Raw genomic sequence first — 23532 nt, forward strand, 5'->3', positions numbered from 1 at the left:
CAGATCACATTCCCGCCGGTAGAACTGGCATCTGGACCGTGGTGTATCCCCAAGTGGCCTCTGCTCCACTGACAACCCCCTGCAGTTGTGTGGTTCGACGATGAGGTGCGCGCCATACCGAAGCCCCTGCGATCCGACCACGGCTCCCGCTCGCGTACCGACGTGAATGCGGCGATGGCCGAGTGTGGCGCGACGCGCTCTAGTTTCGCTTCGCCGCGGGCAGCTTCGACTGATAAAGAATGTGCAAAATTGTGGAAAAATGATTCCCGACGGGGGACATGTGAAAGATGTGACTCAGTGCCAGGTATGGTCCGTCAGAGCGGTGCGAGGGCCGAACTTCGGCTTGTGGAAGTGGCCGCTGATCTCGAGCAGGCGAATCGCTCGATAGCGGTGCGGGCGCAACGGTTCCAGATATTCGACCATCGCCTGGTCATCGATCGGGCGGCCGAGCAGGGTCCAGCCGACCGCGGCGGCGAGGTGATAATCGCCGACCGACAGCGCGTCCGCGTCGCCGAAAGCCCGCTGCGCGATCTCCGCGGCGGTCCACACCCCGATACCGGGCACACTGCGCAGCATGCGTGCCGCCTCGGCCGGGTCGGCGCGCGCGGCGCGCTCCAGCGACTCGGCGATCCGAGCCGAACGCACGATGGTCTGGGCGCGCTGCGGTCCGACATTGGCCCGGTGGTAGACCCAGGAGGGAATCCGCCGCCAGGTGTCGGCGTCCGGCGGTAGCCGCATTCCGTCCGGCGCGGGGCCCGGCGCCGGTTCGCCGTACTGCCGGACCAACTTCCGCCACGACGCCCGTGCGGAGACGGTGTGCACCTTCTGCTCCAGCACCGCGGGCACCAAGGCTTCGAAGACCAGACCCGTGCGCAACATACGCAGTCCGGGGAAGCGGCGGTGGGCATCTGCCAGTTTCGGGTGATCCGGGAGAAACGCGGACACGTCCTCGTCCAGGCAGAGCATGTGCTCGAGGCCCGCGAGGAATTCCGCCGCCCCCGGGCCCCACGCGCGTGCCTGCACCGCGCACGGGCTGGACTGGGCCAACCGGTAGGTGACCGGTCCAGTCGGCAGCCGGGAAGCATGCCAGTGGGCGCCGTCGCCGGTCACCCGGTGGCACGGGTCGCCGGTGCCACGGCCGAGCGGAGCGAGCGTGCACGCCAGATCGATCGGCCGATCCGTGGTCACGGTCCGGCTCGCTCCCGGCTCGACCGTCACGCTGCGCACCGCACTCATTCTGCCCGGTGCGGCGCGCGGCGCCGCAGCGCCCTCCGCTGGGCGCCACGGATTATCATCTGGACCACACCAGAAGTCCTTCAATATCGATCGTGCATTATTACCGTTTCGCAATCCGATGTAACGGAACGAGATTCACGGCGATATTGATTTCGTTCGGCAAATAGCTGGCTGTAGCAATGACGGAGGTTCTCATGATCACCAATCTGCTCAACTGGTTGCTCAACGCCTGGGGCGGGGTTTCCGCGGGCAGCTCGGGTTACCAGATCCCGCCCGGCACCCTGCCCTTCGGCAGCTGACGCACGCGGCGCGCCCGTCCGGCTTACCGACGGGTGTGTGCGAAAAAATCACTCGCCCAGCAGAAACTGCGCGAGATGCCGTGCCTGCCGCCCGGCCAGGGCTGTGGCCTGGGTGCGGCAGGAGAAGCCGTCGGCGAGGAAGATCGTGTCCTCGCCCACGGCGCGCAGCGCGGGGAGCAGGCCGTTCTCGGCCACCGCCACCGAAATGTCGTAATGGCCTTCCTGCATTCCGAAGTTTCCCGCCAGCCCGCAACATCCGGTGATTTCCGTCACCTTGACTCCCATGCTGGCTAATAATCGGCGCTCGGCATCGAATCCGAGAATCGCATGCTGGTGACAATGGGGCTGGACTACCACCGACTGTCCGGTTCGCTTCGGGGGGCGCCAGGTCGGCTGTTCGGCGAGGAACTCGGCGAAGGTGCGCACCGCGGCGGCGGTCGGGGCCGATCTCGGGTCGTCCGGCAGCAGTTCCGTGAGGTCGGCGCGCAGGACCGCGGTGCAGGACGGTTCCAGTCCCACGACCAGGCCGCCCGCGCCGACATGCTCCTGCAACGCGGTCAATGTGGCCCGCAACCGCGCGCGGGCGCCGTCGAGCTGACCGGTGCTGATCCAGGTGAGTCCGCAGCAGACGCGTCGCTGCGGAATCCGGACCCGGTAGCCGAGGGTGGACAGCAGCCGTGCCGCGGCCAGGGCGATCTCCGGGGCGAACGCGTCGGTGAAGGTGTCGATCCACAGCATCACCTCGCCGGAACCACCCCGTTCCTCCGGCGCGTAGGACGACTCGGCCAGTGCGGCACCCTCGTCCAGATCACGCCAGATCCGGCGGAAGCCGCGCGCGGCCAGGCGCGGCACGTCGCGGCGCGGATCGATGCCGGCCGCTCGCAATCCCATGCGGCGCAGCGTGACTCGCCCGGCCAGCGCGTTCACCACGCGCGGCATCCGGCTCGCCACCGACAACCACCGGGGCAACTGGCCAAGCGAGTAGTGGTCGATCGGGCGCGGCCGATGGCGGTAGCGCCGATACAGCGTCTCCGATTTGTAGGTGGCCATGTCCACGCCCGCCGGACAGTCCGACCGGCACGCCCGGCAGGACAGGCAGAGGTCGAGCGACTCGGCGACGGCCTCCGACGACCAGGGCAACGCACCGCGCACCACCTCCTGCAACACCCTCGCCCGCCCGCGCGTGCTGTCCTTCTCGTCCCGGGTGGCCTGGTAGGACGGGCACATGAAACCGCCATCGGCGCGGCATTTGCCCACGCCGACGCAGCGATGGACCGCGGCGCCCATATCGCCGTCGTCTTCGGGTAGTGCGTAGCCGCCCGACGGCCGGACGTCCGGAACTCCCGCCAGGCGCAGGTCGGCGTCGATCGCCCGCGGCGCGACCAGGACACCCGGATTGAGGACATCGTCCGGGTCGAACAGCGCCTTGTAGCCGGCGAAGACGTCGAGCACCGCGGGGGAGTACATCACCGAGAGCAACTCGGAGCGGGCCCGGCCGTCGCCGTGCTCGCCGGAGAGCGAACCGCCGTGCCGCACGACCAACTCCGCCGCGTCGAAGAGGAAGGCACGGAAACGGCGTGGCGCGTCGGCGATCGGGAGATCGAGGCGGACGTGGATGCAGCCGTCGCCGATGTGCCCGTACAACAGGCCGTCGAGGCCGTGGTCGCGGGTCAGGGCGGCGAAATCGCGCAGGTAGGCGCCCAGCCGCGCGGGTGGGACGGCCGCGTCCTCCCACCCCGGCCACGCCGCTCGCCCGTCGGGCGTGCGGCCCGCCAGCCCCGCGCCGTCGGCTCGGATCCGCCACAGCGCCGCGGCGGTCCCGGGATCGGTGACGATCCGGGTGTCCATCGCGCCCGCGGTCCGGCACAGCCGCTGGGCGACGGCCAACGCGTCGGCCCGCGTCTCGCCCGCGGTCTCCACGAACAGCCAACCGCCGCCGTGCGGCAGGTCGGGCACCAGCCCCCGGTGCGCCCGGACCACGTCGACCAGCCGCGCGTCGATGCCCTCGACCGCGATCGGCGCGCAGGCCAGCACGGCGGCGACGTCGTCGGCGGCGGTGGCGATGTCCGGGTAGCCGAGCACCGTGAGGACGGTGGCCGCGGGCAATGCGACCAGGTCGACCGTCGCCTCCAGCAGCAGGCCGCAGGTGCCCTCGCTGCCGACGAACGCCTTGGCCGCCGACGCGCCCCGTTCGGGAAGGAGATGTTCCAAGCTGTACCCGGACGCCTGCCGGTCGAAGCGCCCCAGATCGGTGCGGAGCACGGCGAGATTGGCCCGGCCGAATTCCGCGAGGCCCGGCACCGCCGACAGGTCGGCGGCCAGCCTGCGTTCGGTGCAGGTGCCGTCCAGGACGCGCAGTTGGCGCACGGTGTCGGAGGTGCGGCCCCATGCCACGGCGCGCGGTCCGCAGGCGTTGTTGCCGATCATGCCGCCGAGGGTGCAGCGATTCTGGGTCGAAGGGTCCGGCCCGAAGCGCAGGCCGTGCGGACGAGCCGCCCGCTGCAACTCCGACAGCACCACGCCCGGTTGCACGGTGGCCACGCGCGCGGCCGGATCGATCGACACGATCCGGTTCATATGCCTGCTGAAGTCGAGGACGAGTCCGGGACCGATCGCATTGCCCGCCACCGACGTTCCCGCGCCGCGTGCGGTCACCGGCAGGCCGTGATCGCGGGCGAATTCCAGGGTGATCGCGACGTCCTCTTCGGTGCGGGGAAAGACGACCGCGGCCGGGAGAACCCGATAGTTCGACGCGTCCGAGGAGTACTCCGCCCGCCGCCGCTCGGAGGTATCGACCTCACCCGCGATCGTGCCGCGCAGTGCCGCCATCCGGTTCTCGGTCACATCGTCAATTCTCCAGCGCCTGCCGCGCTGGGTGTTCGCGGCCCCTTTCGTGCTCGCGCCCGAGCGCCCCACCGCTGGCGTCCGCGTCGCGGACGTGGCGACCACTCGGATGTGAGCCGGGGCGCGAACTGCGCGTGGTCGGACACATCGATGCAAGCCCCAGCGGTGAGGAGCACACCAGCCCCGACTGGGACGTTATCGCCAGCGATCAGTCGTTGGAGCGCGCCTTGCCCGCAATCACTTCTGGCACAAACACGCTCGAATGGCTGATTCTGCCCGAATACTCTCGATCAGTGGTTGTGGAGTGGAACTTCGCTCAAAACTTCGACGACCGGGTCCGCCGCACCGTACATCTGTCTTACCACGTAACCCGTGTGTGCAGAGCGGGGTGCTTCTGGCGAGCGAAACCGGTGGCCTGCCATCTCCCGCTGCGCACACCGTCCTGCCTGTAGACGTTCGCTGTTGGCGGAATCGGATCGGACCGGGATCGACTTGAACTCAACCATTGTTGAGGTTCTAGTGTCGGTGGCCAGGTCTTGGATGGGTGGGGAGCGAGAGGGAGAGCAACGTGAGCATCGAATCCGTGGCGTGGAGCCAGATGTACCGGCGGGCGAACGCGCCGCAGGAACAGCGGCCGTTCCGCTTCGCCACCGCCCGGCGCATCATCCGGTTCGCGGCGCCGCACCGCCGCAGGATCGGCGCGTTCTTGCTGTTCAGCGTGGTGTCCGCGGTTCTCGCCGTGGCGACGCCGGTGCTGGCGGGCCGGGTGGTCAACGACATCGTGGGCGGCGCGGCGGCGCGGGTGGTGGTCGTCCTCGCGCTGGTGATCGGCGTGCTCGCGGTGTTCGACGCGGGGCTCGGGCTGGCGACCCGATGGATGTCGGCACGAATCGGCGAGGGGCTCATCCTCGATCTGCGCACCGCCGTGTTCGACCACGTGCAGAAGATGCCCGTCGCCTTCTTCACCCGCACCAGGACCGGTGCGCTGGTCAGCCGCTTGAACAATGACGTCATCGGCGCGCAGCGGGCGTTCAGCGACACCCTGTCCGGCGTGGTTGCCAACCTGGTCACCCTGGCGCTGACGCTCGGGGTGATGCTGAGCATCTCGTGGCAGATCACGTTGCTCGCGCTGGTTCTGCTTCCGGTGTTCGTGTTTCCTGCGCGCCGGATGGGCAACCGCCTGGCGGACATGCAGCGGGAGGCGGCGCGGCTGAACGCGGCGATGAGCACCCAGATGACCGAGCGGTTCTCGGCGCCGGGCGCGACGCTGGTCAAGCTGTTCGGCCGCCCGGAGCAGGAGTCCGGCGAGTTCGCGCTGCGGGCCCGCCGGGTGCGCGACATCGGCGTGCGCACCGCGATGCTGCAAACCGTCTTCGTCACCTCGCTCACGCTGGTTTCTGCGCTGGCGATCGCCCTGGTGTACGGGCTCGGTGGCTGGTACGCGTTGCGCGGGCAGTTGGACGCGGGCGCGGTTGTCTCGCTGTCGTTGCTGTTGACCAGGCTCTACACCCCGCTGACCGCGCTGGCCAGCGCCCGGATGGAGATCATGGCCGCGCTGGTGAGCTTCGAGCGCGTCTTCGAAGTGCTCGACCTGAAGCCGCTGATCGAGGACGCGCCGGGCGCGAAGCCCGTTCCGGCCGGTCCGGTGGCGGTGGAGCTGGACGCGGTGAGCTTCGGCTACCCGTCGGCCGACAAGGTGTCGCTGGCCTCGCTGGAGGAGGTGGCGAATCTGGACACTCGCGGCGGGGTGGAGGTGCTGCACAACGTGTCGCTGCGCGCCGAGCCCGGTCAGTTGATCGCGCTGGTCGGCTCGTCCGGTGCGGGCAAGTCGACCATCGCCCAGCTGGTCTCCCGGCTCTACGACGTCGACGGCGGCGCGGTGCGGTTGAACGGCGCGGACGTGCGCGAGCTGACCACCCGGTCGATCCGCGAGACGGTCGGCCTGGTCACCCAGGACGGGCATCTGTTCCACGAGACCATCCGGGCCAATCTGCTGCTCGCGCGCCCGGAGGCCACGGAGGACGAGTTGTGGGACGCCTTGGAACGCGCCCGGTTGCGCGAGCTGGTCGCGTCGTTGCCGGACGGGTTGGCGACCGTGGTCGGCGAGCGCGGCTACCGGCTCTCCGGCGGTGAGCGGCAGCGGCTGACCATCGCGCGCCTGCTGCTCAAGCAACCGCGCGTGGTGATCCTGGACGAGGCGACGGCGTCACTGGACTCGACCTCCGAAGCCGCCGTGCAGGAGGCGCTTTCCGAAGCGCTGGAGGGCAGGACCGCGCTGGTGATCGCACACCGGCTGTCCACGATCCGCGCTGCCGATCAGATCCTGGTGCTGGAGGAGGGCCGGATCATCGAGCGCGGCACGCACACCCAACTGCTGGCCGCCGATGGCCGCTACGCGGAGCTGTACCGCACCCAGTTCGCCGAGGAGCCCGTTACGACGGCGGCTTGACCCGCCGTCCTAGCTCGCCGTCTGGTCCGCGGTACAGGTGGTGTCGGTGTCCGGCAGGGTTCCCGCGCCGAAGTAGCCGTTGATCGCGTTATTCACACAGCTGCTCAACTCGGGCCGGAAGGTCATGTGGATGCGAACGCCTTCCAGCGTGACCATCCGCGACGCCGACAGATACTCGTGCAGCCGGACGGCGTGGGCGTAGGGAGTGCGCGGATCTCCCGCCGCCTGCACGATGAGCACGGGCACCGCATTCCGGACCACGGTCGGCGGTTCGACCGGCCGAGGCCAGAAAGCGCACGGCTGGATGTTGCCCGCCAGCGCGCCGAACACCGGCTGCGTGGCCCGGCTCTCCTCGATGTTGCGCCAGTACCAGGTCGGGTCGATGGGTGCGCCGACATCACCGCAGGCGATCTGCGCCAGGACGGAGTTCTCGTTGTCCCGCAACGCCGCCACGATGGCGCGCAACCGCGGCGTGCGCGAGACGGTGGGCGGGCCGCCTGCGTCATCGGCGAGCTCGCGCACCGTCGCGGCCAACGGTTCGTTCAACCGGAAGTTCCACAGCAAGGAGTGCAGGATGAACGGCAACCAGTGGTCGTCGATCGCGAAGTCATCGACGACGATCGGCCTGCGATTGACGACGCGGACCAGCTCCTCGACCTTCGCGCGCACCTGCTGCGGCGTCGCACCTAGCCGGAACTCTTCGTCCCGGGCGGCGGCCCACACCGCCCAATCGTCCAGCGCGACCTCGTCCGAGGGACCCCAGTCCTGGACCAAGCCCTCCCAGTACCGGTCCGGGTCGATCGCGCTGTCGAGCACGATGCGATCACTGCGCTCGGGGAACATCTGGGTGAAGACCGCCCCGAGATACGTGCCGTAGGACAAGCCGTAGAAATTGACCTTCTGTTCGCCCAAGGCGGCTCGGACCACGTCCATGTCCCGCGCCGTGTTGCGAGTGGTGAACTGCCGCACCAGCTCTGGATCGCGAACGACGCACGTAGCGGCCATGCCGGCGGATTGGACCGTGTCGTGCAGGAAGCCGAGCGGGTCGAGGCCCGCCGACCGGATCATCTCGCCGACCGGCCACCCGCATCGCGGACTCCGGCTCGACTCGCCGACCCCGCGCGGGTCCATCCCGATCAGGTCGTAGCTCGCCAGCACGTCCGGCGACAGCACGTCACCGAGCAGATCCACACTGTCCAGCCCCGGGCCGCCCGGACCGCCGGGATTGGACAGCAGGATTCCCCGCCGCCGTGCCGGATCGCTCGCCTTCACCCGGGAGATCGCCAGGGTGATCGTGCGATCGCCGGGCCGCGCGTAGTCGAGCGGCACCTGGACGTTCGCGCACTCGCCCCCTGCCTTGTCCAGATTCTCGACGCCGCACGGCCTCCATTCGAGCGTCTGGCGATAGAACCGGTCCGAACTGTTCGGCTGCGGGTCGGCCACCGGATCGGCCCGGCTGTACGTGGGCGCGGCGAGCAGCGCGGAAACCGCCACTATCGACATCGAACGCCAGAACAGATTCGCGGACAACGAAGTTCGCCTCTCGGCCGGTGCGATCACATGCTTGCCGAAGAACCGTAGCGGATCAGGGCACGCGATGGTGGCAGCGTCTTCCCCCGCGCGGCGTGTTCGGCTCGCGAGCCATCCACGGTGCGAAGATCATCGCGCGTAGTCCTTCGCAGCGTGAGACCGATCAGCGAAGCCCGGCTCGATTCGCTCGAGCCGGGCTTCGTCGGTCCTACGACCATGCGTCCACCGGGTGCGGATTCGTCCGAGCCCTGCCGAAGTACACCGAGAACTGGCGGGTCAGAATTCGCCCAGGACGCCGATAACGGTTCGCCCGCGGTGGCTGCCGCTTTGGATGGAGCGCAACACCTTCTCGGCCTCGGTGATCGGAGCGTAGTTCACCAAGGAGGAAAGATGCTGCGGGCGAAGCTCTTTGCCGAGCCGGGACCATACCTCGCGGCGACGGTCGATCGGGAGGTTGACCGAATCGATGCCTTCGAGCGCGACGCCGCGCAGGATGAACGGCATCACCGTGGTGGGCAGTTCCGCTCCGCCGGTGAGCCCGCTGGCCGCGACCACGCCGCCGTAGCCGATCGCGCTCAGCACATAGGCGAGCGAGGCGCCGCCGACGCTGTCCACGGCCGCGGCCCACCGCGCTTTGGTCAATGGCCGCGGCTTGGCGTTCGGCTCCTCCGGCAACCTGCCGATCACATCGTTCGCGCCGATCTCGCTGAGCAGGTCGTTCGCGTCGGTCTTGCCGGTGGATGCGATCACTTCGAAGCCGAGCCCGGAGAGGATGTCGATGCTCACGCTGCCGACCCCGCCGGTCGCGCCGGTGACCAGCACCGGGCCCGCGTCCGGGGTGAGGCCGCGATCGAGCAGGGCCTGCACGCTCAGGGCCGCGGTGAAACCCGCGGTGCCGAGCGCGGCGGCGTCGCGCGGGCTCAGGTCCGCCAGCTTGACCACCCACTCGGCGGGCACCCTGGCGTATTCGGCGAAGCCGCCGTTGTGCGAAACGCCGATGTCGTATCCGTGCGCGATCACCTGGTCGCCGGGGGCGAAATCGTCGTCGGCGGACTCGACCACTTCGCCGACGAGATCGATCCCCGGCACGATCGGGTAGTTGCGCACCACACCGCCACCCTTGGTGATCGCCAGAGCGTCCTTGTAGTTCGCGCTCGAGTAGTGCACCTTGATCGTCACGTCGCCCGGCCCGAGAAAATCCTCGTTGACCTGCTGCCGGGTCAGGACGATCCCGCTATCCGTCTCGTGTGCCACCATCGCCCAGAACTCCATGCGCACGAGCATACGAGGGTCCGGACGGGTCCGGGAGCTACTGCGGCAGGAGTTCCAGCCGGACGCCGAGCAGGCGAACCGGGCGGTCGAGGTCGAACCGTTCGACGATGCGCAGCGCGGTCTCGGCGATCCGCGCGACGTCGATGGTCGGTTCGGGCAGTTTCTCCTGCTTGCTGCGGGTGTAGAAAGTGTTGGTGCGCACCGTCACGGAAACCCGGGTGCCGATCCGGCCCGCCGCGGCCATCTCCTCGGCGACCTCGGTGGCCAGCCGCGCCACTTGCGCGCGGATCTCGCCGGGATCGGTCAGATCGTGCGGGAACGTCTCGGACTTGCTGCGGCCCACGGGTATTCGTGGTTCGGTGGTGACGTCCGTATCGCCTTTGCCGTGGCCGAGCACCCAGAGATACGGCCCGGTGTTCGGCCCGAACTCCGCGGCGAGACGATGCCGGTCGGCGGCCATCAGGTCGCCGACGGTTCGGATGCCCAGCTCGGCGAGCCGTGCGGCGATCCGAGTGCCGATACCCCACAGCGCGTCCGTCTGGCGATGGGCCATCACTTCGGTCCAGTTCTCGGCGGTGAGCCGGAAGACACCCGCGGCCGCGCCTGCACCGGCGACGGGCTCGGCCGACGACTTGCCCGATGACTTGGCGAACCCGGTCGCGAGCTTGGCGGTGAGTTTGTTGTCACCGATGCCGATCGAGCAGGTCAGTTCGAGCTTGGCGATGGCGCCGCGCACCCGCTGCGCGAGGGCCTCCGGGTCGTCGGTGTCGGCGGCGAGGAACGCCTCGTCCCAGCCCCACACCTCGACCCGTCCCGGAAACGTCCGCAGCAGCGCCATGACCTCGTCCGAGGCATCCTCGTAGGCGGTCATGTCGAGCGGAAGGAACACGCCGTCGGGGCACTTGCGCTGCGCGCTGCGCAGCGGCATCCCGGCTCGCACGCCGAACGCGCGCGCCGGATAGGACGCGCAGGTCACCACCTTGCGAGGTTCGGTGGGATCGCCGTGGCCGCCGACGATGACCGGCAGTCCCCGCAGTTCCGGATGGCGGCGGAACTCCACCGCCGCCTGGAACTGGTCGAGATCGACGTGCAACAGCCATTTGGCCACATCCCGTTCTACCCCAGGGCCGTGACATCGCGCATCGCGCCGACGACATCGCGCATTGCGCCGACCACAGAACAGAACTAAGTTCTGTTTATGAAGATTCGAGATCGGTTGCTGTCGGCGGCCGAGCGCCAGTTCGCCGAGCACGGGGCGCTCGACGCGACGCTGACGCAGATCCGCACCGCGGCGGGCGCCAGCGTCGGCGCGCTCTATCACCACTTCCCGGACAAGGCCGACCTGTACCGGCAGGTGTGGGCCAACGCGCTCGCGGACTACCAGAACCATTTCTGGGCAGCGGTCGGCGACAGCACCGACGCGCGCGCGGGCGTCACCGAGGGCGTGCGCGAGCACCTGCGGTGGGTCGGCGAAAACCAATACCGCGCGACCGTGCTCACCTCCGCGCGTCCGCCAGGGGTGCGCGAGAGCGAGAGCAATCGCCGCTTCCTTTCCGACGTGACGCGGTGGTGGCGCACGCACGCCGGATACGGGGTGGTGCGCGATCTTCCGATCGATCTGGTCTACGCGCTGTGGCTGGGCCCGGCGCAGGAATACACGCGACAGTGGCTGGGTGGCGAAATGCGCGTCGGCCCGGCCGAAGTCGCGGGTGAACTCGCCGACGCCGCCTGGCTCGCCCTCGCCGCCGATCGCACCCGAGCCGCAGCGGAGGTCTCCCGATGACGACAACCATGACCCTCGATCTCGACAGCGCCAAGAAGGTACTGGCCGCCCAGCCCTTCGCCACCCTGGTCGGCACCGAGATCACCGCGTTCGGCGACGGCGCGGCCACCCTGATCGTCCCCGTCCGCCGCGAATTGGCCCAGCAATTCGGCTACGTGCACGGCGGCGTGCTCGCCTACGCCGCCGACAACGCCCTCACCTTCGCCGCCGGTACGGTGCTCGGCGCGAATGTGCTCACCGGCGGTGTCACCATCACCTACCTCCGCCCCGCCGCGGGCGAGCGCTTGCGCGTCGAGGCAGCTGTCACCGGTGCGACGCGCCGCCAAGCGGTCGCCCACTGCGAGATCTGGGCGGAAAGCCCGGGCCGGGAACCGGTTCTGTGCGCAGTGGCCCAAGGCACCACCCGGCTCGCGGAGGCCGACCTTACTGACCGATGACCGGTGAGCCGCCGCCTATGACCGCACAGCCCGCGTCTGTCCGCCCCGCTCGGCAGCATGCGAACGGCCGGGCACGGAGTTCCCGTGCCCGGCCGTTCCAGCCCAGGTCAGGCAGTGGCCGCGAAGGCGGGCCCCAACGCGGGTTCGGCCACCGGTTCGATGGCGTAGGCCAGGATGTCGGCCACGTCGGCGACGGGGCGAACATCCAGCGCGGCCAGCACTTCCGCCGGGACGTCGTCCAGATCCGGCTCGTTGCGCGCCGGGATGAACACCGTCTTCAATCCGGCCCGCTGGGCGGCGAGCAGCTTCTGCTTCACGCCGCCGATCGGCAGCACCCGTCCGTTGAGCGTGACCTCACCGGTCATGCCGACGTCCGATCGCACCTGCCGTCCCAGCGCCAGCGACACCAGGGCGGTGACCATCGTGACGCCCGCGGACGGACCGTCCTTGGGCACCGCGCCGGCCGGGAAGTGGATGTGGATGTTGCGATCCAGCACTGTCGGCTCGATGCCGATCTCCTCCAGGTGCGAGCGCACGTAGGTCAGCGCGATCTGCGCGGACTCCTTCATGACGTCGCCGAGCTGGCCGGTGAGGGTCAGCGAGCGCTCACCCTCGGCGGCGTTCGCCTCGATGTAGAGGACGTCGCCGCCTGCGCCGGTCACGGCGAGGCCGGTGGCCACACCCGGGACGGCCGTGCGTTCGACCGAATCGGGGGTGAAGCGCGGGCGACCCAGGTAGTCCTTCAAGTCGGCCAGACCGATCGTCAAGGCGTCGGTATCCACCTCGTAACCCAGTTCGGGGTCGTAACCCGCCGTGGCGGGGACGGTTTCGCGCTCGGACAGCCGGGTGGCCGCCTTGCGCAGCGCCTTGGCGATCAGCCGTTCCATCTGCCGGACGCCCGCCTCCCTGGTGTAGTTGGCGGCGATCTCGCGCAGCGCTTCCTCGCTGACCGTCACCTCCTCAGCGGTCAGCGCGTTGCGCTCCAGTTGCCGCGGCACCAGGAAGTCGCGCGCGATGGCCACCTTGTCGTCCTCGGTGTAACCGTCGACGGTGATCAGTTCCATCCGGTCCAGTAGCGGGCCGGGGATGGTCTCCATGACGTTCGCGGTCGCGATGAACAGCACGTCGGACAGGTCGAGGTCCAGATCGAGGTAGTGGTCGCGGAACGTGTGGTTCTGCGCCGGGTCGAGCACCTCGAGCAGGGCGGCCGCCGGGTCGCCGCGGAAGTCCGAGCCGACCTTGTCGATCTCGTCCAGCAGGACGACCGGGTTCATCGAACCGGCCTCCTTCATGGCGCGGACGATGCGGCCGGGCAGCGCGCCGACGTAGGTACGGCGGTGGCCGCGGATCTCGGCTTCGTCGCGCACGCCACCCAGGGCCACGCGGACGAACTTTCGGCCGAGGGCGCGCGCCACGGACTCACCCAGCGAGGTCTTGCCGACGCCGGGCGGGCCGACCAGCACCAGCACCGCGCCGGACCCGCGTCCACCGACGACCTCCAGGCCGCGGGCGGCCCGGCGAGCGCGGACGGCCAGGTACTCGACCATGCGGTCCTTGACCTCGTCCAAGCCGTGGTGGTCGGCGTCCAGGACGGCGCGGGCGGCCGAGACGTCGGCGCTGTCGGTGGTCTTCACCGTCCACGGCAGCTCCAGCACGGTATCCAGCCAGGTCCGGATCCAGCCGGATTCCGGGCTCTGATCGCTGGCCCGCTCCAGCCTGCCGACTTCGCGCAGCGCCGCCTCGCGGACGGCGCCGGGCAGATCGGCCTGCTCGACGCGGGTGCGGTAGTCGTCCGCGCCGTCCGGCTCATCCTCGCCCAGTTCCTTGCGGATGGCGTTGAGTTGCTGGCGCAGCAGGAATTCGCGCTGGCTCTTCTCCATCCCCTCGCGAACGTCCTCGCTGATCTTCTCGCTGATCTCGGCCTCGGCGATGTGCGCTTTGGTCCACTCGATCAGGGTGGTGAGCCGCTCGGCCACGTCGGGGGTCTCGAGCAGTTCCCGCTTCTGCTCGGCAGTCAGGTACGGGGCGTAGCCCGCGGTGTCGGCGATGGCCGACGGGTCGGTCAGTTGATTGACCGCGTCGATGATCTGCCAGGCCTCGCGGCGTTGCAGCACCGAGACGACCAGCTTCTTGTACTCCGCGGCCAGTTCCTTGGTGCGGCCGTCCGGGGCGGGCGTCTCGACCGGCTCGGCCTCGACCCACAGCGCGGCGCCCGGGCCGGTGACCCCGTGCCCGATCTTGGCGCGCCGTTCGGCCTTGAGGACGGCCGCCGGGGCTCCGCCGCGCATACGACCGACCTGCTCGATGGTGGCGACCACACCGTAGGTGGCGTAGCCCTCGTTCAGCCGCGGCGCGAGCAGCACGGCTTCGGTTTTGGCGGCCCGTGCGGCATCTATCGCGGCCTGCGCCGATTCGTCCAGTTCGATGGGCACGACCATGCCCGGCAGCACGATCGGATCGGTCAGGAACAGCACCGGCAGGTTCTGTGGTGTAGTCACGTCTTCGACCCTTCCAAAAGTTGAGCGATGCCTACTCAACCCGGGGGTACCCGGGTTTGTTCCGCCCCGACCGGTCCGTTCGCTGACGGCGAAGTCCCGCTTCGCGTTGACACCCCGTCCAAGGCAATGAGAACGTGGGGACCTTGGTATCTCATACCGGCGGTACCGCCGGATCGGCTTAGGGAGTCCCATCGATGTCGTCGCTCGCCGCTGGCGTGTTCATCGACTGGGAGAACTTGACCGGGCAGCCGAAGTTCGTGGTCGACCTGATCACGTTTCCGATCTTCAGCGCGCTGGCGGGCTGGCTGACCAACTGGACCGGCGTGCTGATGCTGTTCTGGCCGATCCGGTTTCGCGGCGTCCGCATTCCCGGCCTGCACGTGCTCTACCCGTACTTCCCGCGCCGGGTCCAGGTGCTGCCGACCTTTTCCGGCGACGGCCGCCGCCTCGGCTTCCAGGGCTTCATCCCGGCACGCGCGGAGAAGATGGCCAGCATCTGCGTGGACAAGGCGCTGATGCGGATCGGCAGTCCGAAGGACTTCATCCACGAACTCGATCTCGACGGTATCGCCGACTACATCGCGGTGCTGGCGCGCGAACAGGTGCGACCGCTGGTGGACGAGCTGATGTACCGGGATAACCCGGACCTGTGGCGCACCGTGCCGCGCGCCGCCAAGCAGCTGATCTACCAGCGGGTGGATCGCGAACTGCCCGCCCTGTCGCGGCGCGCGTTCGCCTCGCTCGGCGACAACGTCGACCAGCTGATCGGCATCAAGGGGTTCGTGATCCGCTACCTGGAGGACAACCCGACCATCTTGAAGGACCTCACCACCACCATCGCGGCGCCCGAGCTGCGATTCATGGTCCGCGTCGGCTTGCTCGGCGCGCCCTTCGGCGTGCTGCTGGCGCTGTACATGCATGTGCACCAGAACATTCCGGTGCTGGGCTGGGTGCCGGGCTGGGTGATCGTCCTGCTCGCCTCGGCGGCGATCGGTGTGATCGTGAACGTCATAGCGGTGAAGATGGTATTCGAGCCGGGCGACCCGCAACCGAGGTACAAGTACCTGTGGAAGCAAGCGCTGCTGGCGAAACGGCAGCCGCAGGCCGCCACCGATCTGGCGCACATCCTGGCCTACCAGGTGCTGACGCTGCCCAACTTGTCCAAGGAATTGCTGGAGGGCCCGAACGGGGACAAGACCAGGCAGCTGCTGGAGCGCTTGATCGCCGACGAGATCAACCGTCAGCTCGGCCCGACCACCACACTGGTGCGGGCCGCCCTGGGACGCCGCCAGTTCGACAACCTCACGGTGGGCGCGGCGGGCGCGGCGGTCGGCTTGGCCCCGACCCTGGTCGAGGACGAGGAGTTCAATCGGGAGCAGGCCAAGACCATCGATGAATTCGCGGCGCGCAAGTTGCGGCGGCTCACGCCGGGGGAGTTCATGGAGATGTTCTACGCGTCCGTGGAACAGGACGCGTGGCTGTTGTATCTGCACGGTGCGGTCCTCGGTCTCGTGGTGGGAGCCGCCCACCTGCTCATCTTCGGCTGGTAGCGGTCCCGCGCCGGCCAATATAAAACAAGCATGCTTGCCTTTTTTTGGCCTCGCTGCGATGCTGGACGGCGGCGGCGCACGAGGCGGTGCGCCCGGAACCGGCAGGGGAACTGATGGCTGACCTGGAGGCGCTGCTCGGCGACTACGCCGACGAATGCGCGGACCTCGAACGACTCGTCGGCCCGTTGGCGCCACAGGAGTGGGCGCGCGCCACACCCGCGCCCGGTTGGACCATCGCCCATCAGATCGGCCACCTGGCCTGGACCGACGAGATCGCGACGATCGCCACCGCGGATGCCGCGCGCTTCGGGGAGTTGCTGACCGAAGCGGGGCCCCGTGCGCTCACATTCGTCGACGAGGCCGCCGAGAAGGCCGCGACCGAACCGCCCGCCGATCTGCTCGATCGATGGCGGCGCGGACGCGCCTCGCTGATCGCCGCGTTGCGCGCCGCGCCCGCGGGCGCCAAGTTGCCCTGGTTCGGTCCGCCGATGAGCGCAGCGTCGATGATCAGCGCCCGCATCATGGAGACCTGGGCGCACGGACAGGACGTGGCCGACGCCCTCGGCGTACACCGCATGCCTACGGCGCGGCTGCGCACCGTGGCTCACATCGGCGTGCGCACCAGGAACTTCGCTTACACCGTGCACGGAAAGACGCCGCCCGCAGCGGAATTCCGGATCGAATTGACCGCGCCCGATCGCACGATCTGGTCGTGGGGCCCGGAGGACGCCGAACAGCGCGTGACCGGACCGGCGCTCGATTTCTGCCTGCTGGTAACCCAGCGCCGCCATCCGGACGATCTGGCGCTCGTGGCGCACGGCGCCGACGCCGCCGAATGGCTCACTCTCGCACAAGCTTTCGCGGGCCCGACGGGTGCGGGAAGGACAGCGGGCCAGTTCGCCTGACCCGCCCACACCCGACCCGATCGATGGCGATTCGGGAGCGGGCGAGCGCCACACTTGGGTGCGCCGTTTTCATGTCGACGGCCGGACGCCGTTGGCCGGGTGTCTCGAGTGGCAGTCGAGAATGGCGCTCGCCAGCTACCCGACTATTTACCCGTCGGTGCGTTCACGGAAACATCGACGCCATGTACGCCGCGGTGACGCCTGGTCATTCCAATCGCGACCACGCCGAACCGCGCGGACCGGCCACCCTTCGCGCCGGCTGTGATCCTGCTCTCTTCGATGCGGCACCCCGCCCGACCCCCCAGGTAATCTGAACGGGCGTACAGCTTCCCACGGTGCTGGTCGCTGTGGGGAGCAGCGTCGCAGCGAAAGGAACCGCATCGTGACAGCACATCGACCTGCCCAGGTCGCGCGGCATGCCGCCATTGTGCTCGCCGGTGCCGCCAGCTTGAGCCTGACCGTCGTGGCGGGCGCGTATGTCGTACACCAGATCGCCGACATGCAGCGCCCGGAGACTCGGATCGCCGCGCCGGTCACCCCGCCCGCCCCGGACGAGCCCGACCATGGCCGCCGGTACATCCCCTATCCGGTACTGACCGGCACCAGTTTCGCCCTGCCCGCGGCGGTTTCGGTTCCACGTGACACCGAGCCGGAAACCGCCGAGTCGCATGTCGATTCGCCTGCCGCGCCGACCGCGCCCACACCGGTCGGCGGCAAGGTGCGGTTCGGCGACGCCTACGTCGGCGCGCAAGTCGCACAGGTCGAGGACGACACCGTCTCTGTCACCGTGGACACCAACGCTTTGATCATGCTGCCGGGCTACCTCCGCTCCGGCCCCACGTCGGAGACGCCGGGCGTGACCACGATGCGCACCGACCTCGATACCCACAGCGGTGAAGTGCGCATGGCCTTCTCCGATCCGCGACTGGGCGAGCACGACCTGCGCTTGAACCGGCACGCCACGCCCGCGCCCAGCGCCGGCCTGGAACAGCGGGCCACCGAACGCGCGCCCGCGCACGGCGGAGCGGATTCCACCGCCGTGTGAGCCACCGCTTACCCTGCTCGGCATGAGCGCCTACGACTTCTGTGTCATCGGCGGCGGCATCGTCGGCGTCGCGACCGCGCACCGGATCCTGGCGCGCAATCCCGGTGCGAGCCTGGTGCTGCTGGAGAAAGCCCAGCGGCTGGCCGCCCATCAGACCGGCCACAACAGCGGAGTCATCCACTCCGGCATCTACTATCCGCCCGGCAGCCTGAAGGCCACGCTGTGCCGCCGGGGCGCTCGCTGGACCAAGGACTTCGCGGCGGCCCACGACATTCCGTACCGCGTCTGCGGAAAACTCCTGGTCGCCACGGACGACACCGAATACGGACGCATGCTCGCGCTGCACGAACGCTCGATCACCAACGGCGTGGCCGTCGAGCTGATCGACGCCGCGGAACTCGCGCGGCGGGAACCGCGCGTCACCGGAGTGGGGGCCCTCTTCGTCCCGGACACCGGCATCGTCGACTTCACCCGGGTGACCGAAGCGCTCGCCGAGGAAGTCCGCGGCGCGGGTGGCGAATTCGTGCTGGGCGCCGAGATCACCACGCTCACCGAGACTTCGGATGCCGTGACCGCCGCGGGACCGGCCGGCTCGTGGACGGCTCGCCGCGCGGTGGTCTGCGCGGGCCTGCAAGCCGACCGGATGGCGCGGGCGGCCGGGCTGCGCACCGACTTTCGCATCGTTCCCTTCCGCGGCGAGTACTACCAGCTGCCGCAGGAGCGCCACGGGCTGGTCAGCACATTGATCTATCCGATCCCGGATCCCGGATTGCCGTTCCTCGGCGTGCATTTGAGTCCGACGATCGACGGAGCGCTGACCGTGGGGCCGAACGCCGTGCTGGGACTGTCGAGGGAGGGCTACCGCAAAGGCAGTGTCGACTTGCGGGACGCGCGGGAAGTGCTCGGATTCGCCGGATTCCATCGCGTCGCCAAGGCAAATGTTCGCACCGGTCTACGGGAACTGCGCAACTCGCTGTTCAAGCGCGGATACCTCGAGCAGTGCCGCCGCTACTGTCCGGAGCTGACGCTCGCCGATCTGCGGCCCCGGGTGGCGGGCATTCGCGCCCAGGCGGTGCTGCGGGACGGAACGTTGGTGCACGACTTCATGATCGAGCGCACCGAACGCTCGGTTCATCTGCTCAACGCCCCCTCACCTGCGGCGACCTCGGCCATGCCGATCGCGGAGCACCTCGTCGACCAGCTTTGAGCACGCTGCGAACGACTTCCCTCCCAAGCAACCATTCGGTCGCAACCTGGCGAAATAACGGACGAATTCCCGCAGAGCCCTCGAATAAAGAGGAGAGCTGTAGTACTTTTAACGCCAGTCGTGGGACAGGGAGGGCCTATGGGCCACATCAAGTACGCGAGTGACGTCGGAGCGCCCGTCGAGGTCGCTTTCAGCTATACGGACAACCATCTGTTCGTACCGGATTGGATGTTCGGCATCGCGGACTTCGTACCGACCGGCGACCAGGACCGCGGACTCGGCGCGGTCTTCGCCACCACCACCCGCCTCGCGATCTGGCAACCGACTTCCACCTGCGAGATCACCGAGCACCGCCACAACGCGGTGATCGGGTACACGCTGCGCGGACGGTTCTCCGGAACGCTGAGGCTACGCTTCGACCCGCTCGGTTACGGACGCTCGGTGCTGACCTCCGAGGCAGAGTACAGTCCACCTCGCGGAGTGGTCGGGCGCCTGAGCACCGGCATGGTGGACGCCGCGGTCAAATCGGCGCTGCGGCGTACGGAGGCCCGGTTACGGAGGGAGATAGAGGAATTCCACGGTACCGATCTTGTCGGTCGGATTGCGTAGGGTGCCACCCATGATCATCGTGAGCACCGACGGATCCTGCCTCCGCAATCCCGGCGGCGCCATCGGCTGGGCTTGGGTCAATCATCAGGGCTCCTCCGCCAGCGGGGGGGCCGCGTCCGGAACCAACCAGGTCGCGGAGTTGCGCGCGGTGCTGGAGGCGATCGTCGCCCATCCCGGGTCCGAACCCCTGCTCATCGAGAGCGATTCGCTCTACGCGATCAAATGCGCCTCGGAATGGGTGTCGGGCTGGCGGCTCAACGGCTGGCGCACGTCCACCGGTGGCGCGGTGAAGAATGTCGAACTCGTCCGGCAGATCGATCGGGCCATCTCGAGCAGGCCGGGCCCGGTCCGCTTCCGTTGGGTCCGCGGTCATGTCGGCAACTACTTCAACGAGCAAGCCGACGCGCTGGCCGGAGAAGCGGCTCGGCAGGCCGCGGTCACCGCGGCTGTCGCCGAGGCGAACACCGTGGAAATGCTCGCGGTGACTGTGGAGGAAGCGTCGACGGCGCCGGAAGCGCCGAAAGACAAGGCCGCGGGGAAGGCGGCCGCGCCGTCGGCGCCACAGGCTTTGACGCTGTTCTGATCCGCCGGATCGTCGCAGGCTGCCCGAATGACCTCCGGCGGTGGTGGCTCGGCCCACCGCCGGAGGCGCTCGGCTAGTTGCCCGGCTGCGGTGCGGGCTGACCAGACGGTGCGGGCTGCCCGGACGGCGCCTGCTGCGGAGCGCCCGGGGCGGGAGCGCCGGGCAGACCGGTGCCGGCACCCTTCAGCATCGGCGAATCGAGCTTCTCGACCAGCCACTTGTCGCCGGACTTCTGCAGCTGGGCGATCACCACGACGAACTGCCGCTCGGGGTTGGCCTGGGTGAAGTTGGTCCGATACTGCGTGAGGGTCACCAGCACCTTGGCCGAGGTCTTGTCACCGGCCTGGTAGCCGCACTGCACATCGTCGGCCCAGGACTTGACCTGTGCCTGCACCATGGCGTCTTTCAGCGCCTTGGTCGCGTCGTCGAACTCCTTGAGGAATTCGCCCGTGGAGCCCGCCTTCACGGTGGTGAAGTAGTCGTCCAGGTTCTTCGAGTAGTCGTAGACCGAGACGTCCTTGCCGAATGTGCACGCGGCGCTGGTGGAGTCGCGGATCGCGTCGAGCTTGTCGCCGCGATCCTTGCCCTGCAAGAAGAACACCACCACCGCGGTGATCGCCGCGACCGCGAGCACGCCGGCCACGAACGCGGCCACCAGCGGAAGCGAGGTGGATTTGCCGGCCCGCGCGGGGGCCGCCTTGGGCGAGTCGCTCTTCGCGCCCGGCTTCGTGCCGGCCTCGGCCTTGTCTGCCTTCTCCGCCTTGGACAGCTCGGGCTTCGCCGCGCCTGCGGTGTCCTCCGACTTCCCGGATACCGCGTCGGTGCCCTTGTCGGAGGTGGCGGCCGTGGTCTCGGCGTCCTTGTCGGTCTCGGCGTCGTCGGTAGACATCGATAAAACCTGCACTTTCCCGGCGCGCATCGGTGCGCACCGATTGGCTTCAGCGGCCCGCGGCAGCGAGCCTTACGCGTTCCACCGGCGAGTATGCCCGGCCGAGGGGAGGACCGCCGGGCCGGGTGGGACTCACCGCACCGGAGGCAGGGTCCGCTCGTTCGGATCCACACCCGGCGGCATGTGCGCGCCGTTGTTGGGCACGTCGGGCCGCGGCGCGTTGGCGGCACCGCGGATCTGCTGACCCGGCGGCGGGTTCTCGCAGTAGTTCCACATCGGGATCGTGCCGTCCTGCACGACCTCGTTGCGCATCTTCGGAGTGTTGTAGGTGCAGAACGGCCGCGGCCAGATGTCGATCATCGCGTGGAATTCGCCGTCGTGCGCCGGGACGCCGAGCGCCTCGCCACCGAGCGCGAGCGAGGGGAACAGCGCGCGCAGCGCCGGCAGCCGCAGCTGCGCCGCCTTCGTGATGGCCTGGAAGTTGGTCGCCAGGCTGGTGATCGGATCGGCCGTCCGGTCCACCACCGCGCCGAGGCTGGTGAGCTGACCCGGCGCCTGGTCCAGCACGCGCTGCAATTCCGCGTTCGCGTTGTCGAACTGCTCGAACAGCACGCCGGAGTTGCGGGTCAGCGTGGCCAGGTCGGGCTGTGCGTTGGACGTGGTACTCGCGATGGTGCGCAGGTTGGTGATCAGGTTGGTGGTCTGCGGCAGCAACGAGTCCAGGCCCGCCGTCGCCAGGCTGATCCCGTTGACCAGGCCGCGCAGCTGATCCGGGCCGCCGCTGAGCGCGATGTCCAGCTCGTTCAGGATGACCTGGAAGTGCTCCGGGTTGATCTGCGCGATCAGGGCGCTGGAGTTGTCCAGCACCGACCACACCGGCGTGGGCGTGTGGATCTTGTCCGGATCGAACTTGATCACCGCGCCGTTGGCCAGAAACGGCCCCTGCTCGGCATTCGGCCGGAAGTCGATGTACTGCTCACCCGCGCCCGACAGGGCCTGCACCGCGATCTGGGTGTCCACCGGGATCTTGTACTTCGACTCGATCTGCGCGGTGGCGGCGATGGCCTGGCCGCGATCGGTCAGCTCGATCGACGTCACCTTGCCGATGCGCCACCCGCGCAACGTCACGTCGTTGCCGGGTTGTAGACCGCCGGAACGGTCCAGATTCACCGTGACGGTGTAGTCGGACCGCAGCGGGTTCACCCGCATGACGTTCAGCAGCAGGTACGTCGCGCCGACCAGCAGCACGAGCACCAGGCCGACGTTCGACAGGAAGATCTTGCTTCCGAACAGTTTGCGCGCCGAGGTCATCGCTGTCCTCCCACCCGGCCCTGCACAAGTTGCAGCACCTGGATCAGGCTGCCCGCGAAGTCCTGCAGGTCGTTGAGGTCCTGGAGCTTGCCGTGCTGCGGATCGGTGAGCGCGCTGATGTCCAGGTTGGTCGCGGTCGCGTACACCGCGAAGCTGCTGCCGCGGAAGGTCGCGTCGACCTTCGGCCGCAGCACCCGCAGCCGATCGAGCAGGACGCCGAAGCCGTCACCGGTCTTGGCTATCGCGTCCATGAGCTGGTGGGTGTTCTCCAGCAGCCCGTTCAAGCTCTCGGTCGAGGTGTTCGCGTAATCGCCGAGGGCCGCGCTGGCGGTGGACAACTTGGCGAGCAGATCGCCGAGGGCCCGGTTGTTCTCGGCGATGGCGCCGATCATCTGCGGCAGCGTGTCGGCCACCTCGCCGAGCTCCGACCGCCTGCCCTCGATGGTGTTGGCGAGGGTGCTGAATTCACCGAGCACACTGTCCACCCGAGCGGAGTTGTCGTTCAAACTGCCGACCACGCCGGTCATCTCGGTGATCAGGTGGGCGAGTTGCTCGCCGCGGCCGCCGACGATGGAGTCCAGCTCGGAACCCAGCTTGGACAGGCTGGCGATGCCGCCGCCGTTGAACAGCATGGAGACCGAGATGAGCAACTGCTCGACGGTCGCGCCCGCGGAGGTGCTGTCGAGGGTGAGCGTGTCACCGTCGTGCAGCATTTCCGCGCCGGGCTCGGTCTTGGGCTTGGACACCGCGACGAACACATCACCCAGTGGGGTGGCCTGACGCAGTTCCGCCGTGCTGCCCTTGGGCAACTCGATGTCCTTGCGGATGGTCAAGTCCACGACGGCCTGGAAGTTCTTGGTCTTGATGTCGGTGACCACGCCGACGTCCGAGCCACCGATCTTCACCTTCGCCTGGTCGGGCAAATTCAGCGCGTTCTCGAAGACCGCGTGGATCGTGTAAGTCTCCCCGCCCTGGCCCGGTTTCGGCAACGGCAGCTTCTCCACGGTGAGCCCGCAGCCGGAGGTGACCGCCACACCGGCTACCGCGGCGACGGCGACCAGCGCCCTGCGTGCCTTGATCGTCAT

18 protein-coding genes are annotated in these 23532 nt (G+C 68.8%); 9 read left to right on the top strand and 9 right to left on the bottom strand.

The annotated features are described in order from the left end of the window. Positions 1–294: 294 nt before the first annotated feature. Together NA8_RS11180 and NA8_RS11185 are read right to left on the bottom strand one after the other, a co-directional pair. A complete protein-coding gene (locus tag NA8_RS11180) occupies positions 295–1236 on the bottom strand; it encodes a DNA-3-methyladenine glycosylase family protein (RefSeq protein WP_063050306.1) in 942 nt (313 codons plus the stop codon). A gap of 347 nt (positions 1237–1583) precedes the next feature. Further along, a complete protein-coding gene (locus tag NA8_RS11185) occupies positions 1584–4364 on the bottom strand; it encodes an FAD-binding and (Fe-S)-binding domain-containing protein (RefSeq protein ID WP_063050307.1) in 2781 nt (926 codons plus the stop codon). Positions 4365–4947: 583 nt separating this feature from the next. On the opposite strand from NA8_RS11185, the gene NA8_RS11190 reads away from it, so the two are divergent. Continuing rightward, entirely contained in the window at positions 4948–6828 is a 1881-nt protein-coding gene (locus NA8_RS11190; protein ID WP_063050411.1) for an ABC transporter ATP-binding protein, read from the top strand. Between the two features lie 9 nt (positions 6829–6837). Here the strand turns inward: NA8_RS11190 and NA8_RS11195 are convergent, their stop codons facing one another. From NA8_RS11195 to NA8_RS11205, 3 genes are all read right to left on the bottom strand, one after another. Continuing rightward, positions 6838–8358 carry an alpha/beta hydrolase gene (locus tag NA8_RS11195; RefSeq protein WP_157106643.1) on the bottom strand — a complete coding sequence of 507 codons (1521 nt, stop codon included), beginning with the start codon at positions 8356–8358 and terminating at the stop codon, positions 6838–6840. A gap of 276 nt (positions 8359–8634) precedes the next feature. Further along, positions 8635–9630 carry an oxidoreductase gene (locus NA8_RS11200; protein ID WP_063050413.1) on the bottom strand — a complete coding sequence of 332 codons (996 nt, stop codon included), beginning with the start codon at positions 9628–9630 and terminating at the stop codon, positions 8635–8637. A 37-nt stretch (positions 9631–9667) separates the two neighbouring features. Then, positions 9668–10738: a DNA polymerase IV gene (locus NA8_RS11205; protein WP_063050308.1), complete on the bottom strand. Its 1071-nt coding sequence runs from the start codon at positions 10736–10738 to the stop codon at positions 9668–9670. A gap of 90 nt (positions 10739–10828) precedes the next feature. On the opposite strand from NA8_RS11205, the gene NA8_RS11210 reads away from it, so the two are divergent. Further along, positions 10829–11413, top strand: a complete 585-nt coding sequence (locus NA8_RS11210) for a TetR/AcrR family transcriptional regulator (protein ID WP_063050309.1) — start codon at positions 10829–10831, stop codon at positions 11411–11413. Continuing rightward, positions 11410–11850, top strand: a complete 441-nt coding sequence (locus tag NA8_RS11215; RefSeq protein ID WP_063050310.1) for a PaaI family thioesterase — start codon at positions 11410–11412, stop codon at positions 11848–11850. Before NA8_RS11210 ends, NA8_RS11215 begins: the two co-directional genes overlap by 4 nt. A 107-nt stretch (positions 11851–11957) precedes the next feature. On the opposite strand, the gene lon is transcribed toward NA8_RS11215, so the two are convergent. Continuing rightward, on the bottom strand, positions 11958–14288 hold the full coding sequence (gene lon / locus NA8_RS11220) for an endopeptidase La (RefSeq protein ID WP_063050414.1): 2331 nt from the start codon (positions 14286–14288) through the stop codon (positions 11958–11960). Positions 14289–14542: 254 nt separating this feature from the next. Between lon and NA8_RS11225 the strand changes: the two genes are divergently transcribed. The 6 genes from NA8_RS11225 (at position 14543) to NA8_RS11250 (ending at position 20247) form a co-directional block, all read left to right on the top strand. After that, positions 14543–15898: a DUF445 domain-containing protein gene (locus NA8_RS11225; protein ID WP_063050311.1), complete on the top strand. Its 1356-nt coding sequence runs from the start codon at positions 14543–14545 to the stop codon at positions 15896–15898. 113 nt (positions 15899–16011) lie between these two features. Continuing rightward, the gene (locus tag NA8_RS11230) at positions 16012–16803 is read left to right on the top strand and encodes a TIGR03084 family metal-binding protein (protein WP_063050415.1); all 792 of its coding nucleotides are present in this window, start codon (positions 16012–16014) and stop codon (positions 16801–16803) included. Between the two features lie 382 nt (positions 16804–17185). Continuing rightward, positions 17186–17848 (top strand): hypothetical protein, encoded by a 663-nt coding sequence (locus NA8_RS11235; protein WP_157106644.1) that lies wholly within the window; start codon positions 17186–17188, stop codon positions 17846–17848. A gap of 22 nt (positions 17849–17870) precedes the next feature. Continuing rightward, entirely contained in the window at positions 17871–19055 is a 1185-nt protein-coding gene (gene lhgD, locus NA8_RS11240; RefSeq protein ID WP_063050313.1) for an L-2-hydroxyglutarate dehydrogenase, read from the top strand. Between the two features lie 138 nt (positions 19056–19193). Further along, the gene (locus NA8_RS11245; protein ID WP_063050314.1) at positions 19194–19664 is read left to right on the top strand and encodes an SRPBCC family protein; all 471 of its coding nucleotides are present in this window, start codon (positions 19194–19196) and stop codon (positions 19662–19664) included. Positions 19665–19674: 10 nt separating this feature from the next. Further along, a complete protein-coding gene (locus NA8_RS11250; RefSeq protein ID WP_063050315.1) occupies positions 19675–20247 on the top strand; it encodes a ribonuclease H family protein in 573 nt (190 codons plus the stop codon). 73 nt (positions 20248–20320) lie between these two features. Here the strand turns inward: NA8_RS11250 and NA8_RS11255 are convergent, their stop codons facing one another. From NA8_RS11255 to NA8_RS11265, 3 genes are all read right to left on the bottom strand, one after another. Continuing rightward, positions 20321–21136, bottom strand: a complete 816-nt coding sequence (locus tag NA8_RS11255) for a hypothetical protein (RefSeq protein WP_063050316.1) — start codon at positions 21134–21136, stop codon at positions 20321–20323. Between the two features lie 132 nt (positions 21137–21268). Beyond that, on the bottom strand, positions 21269–22447 hold the full coding sequence (locus tag NA8_RS11260) for an MlaD family protein (protein WP_063050317.1): 1179 nt from the start codon (positions 22445–22447) through the stop codon (positions 21269–21271). Then, positions 22444–23532 carry an MCE family protein gene (locus NA8_RS11265; RefSeq protein WP_063050318.1) on the bottom strand — a complete coding sequence of 363 codons (1089 nt, stop codon included), beginning with the start codon at positions 23530–23532 and terminating at the stop codon, positions 22444–22446. Before NA8_RS11265 ends, NA8_RS11260 begins: the two co-directional genes overlap by 4 nt.

Origin of the sequence: Nocardia arthritidis NBRC 100137, from assembly GCF_001612765.1 — a bacterium.
Classification (GTDB): Bacteria; Actinomycetota; Actinomycetes; order Mycobacteriales; family Mycobacteriaceae; genus Nocardia; species Nocardia arthritidis.

What these genes read in the sequence shown, in the direction of transcription:
- NA8_RS11180 (WP_063050306.1), bottom strand. Translation starts at nt 1,236, where the DNA reads ATGAGTGCGGTGCGCAGCGTGACGGTCGAGCCGGGAGCGAGCCGGACC.
- NA8_RS11185 (WP_063050307.1), bottom strand. Translation starts at nt 4,364, where the DNA reads ATGGCGGCACTGCGCGGCACGATCGCGGGTGAGGTCGATACCTCCGAG.
- NA8_RS11200 (WP_063050413.1), bottom strand. Translation starts at nt 9,630, where the DNA reads ATGGAGTTCTGGGCGATGGTGGCACACGAGACGGATAGCGGGATCGTC.
- NA8_RS11210 (WP_063050309.1), top strand. Translation starts at nt 10,829, where the DNA reads ATGAAGATTCGAGATCGGTTGCTGTCGGCGGCCGAGCGCCAGTTCGCC.
- NA8_RS11215 (WP_063050310.1), top strand. Translation starts at nt 11,410, where the DNA reads ATGACGACAACCATGACCCTCGATCTCGACAGCGCCAAGAAGGTACTG.
- lon (WP_063050414.1), bottom strand. Translation starts at nt 14,288, where the DNA reads ATGGTCGTGCCCATCGAACTGGACGAATCGGCGCAGGCCGCGATAGAT.
- NA8_RS11225 (WP_063050311.1), top strand. Translation starts at nt 14,543, where the DNA reads ATGTCGTCGCTCGCCGCTGGCGTGTTCATCGACTGGGAGAACTTGACC.
- NA8_RS11230 (WP_063050415.1), top strand. Translation starts at nt 16,012, where the DNA reads ATGGCTGACCTGGAGGCGCTGCTCGGCGACTACGCCGACGAATGCGCG.
- lhgD (WP_063050313.1), top strand. Translation starts at nt 17,871, where the DNA reads ATGAGCGCCTACGACTTCTGTGTCATCGGCGGCGGCATCGTCGGCGTC.
- NA8_RS11245 (WP_063050314.1), top strand. Translation starts at nt 19,194, where the DNA reads ATGGGCCACATCAAGTACGCGAGTGACGTCGGAGCGCCCGTCGAGGTC.
- NA8_RS11250 (WP_063050315.1), top strand. Translation starts at nt 19,675, where the DNA reads ATGATCATCGTGAGCACCGACGGATCCTGCCTCCGCAATCCCGGCGGC.
- NA8_RS11255 (WP_063050316.1), bottom strand. Translation starts at nt 21,136, where the DNA reads ATGTCTACCGACGACGCCGAGACCGACAAGGACGCCGAGACCACGGCC.
- NA8_RS11260 (WP_063050317.1), bottom strand. Translation starts at nt 22,447, where the DNA reads ATGACCTCGGCGCGCAAACTGTTCGGAAGCAAGATCTTCCTGTCGAAC.
- NA8_RS11265 (WP_063050318.1), bottom strand. Translation starts at nt 23,532, where the DNA reads ATGACGATCAAGGCACGCAGGGCGCTGGTCGCCGTCGCCGCGGTAGCC.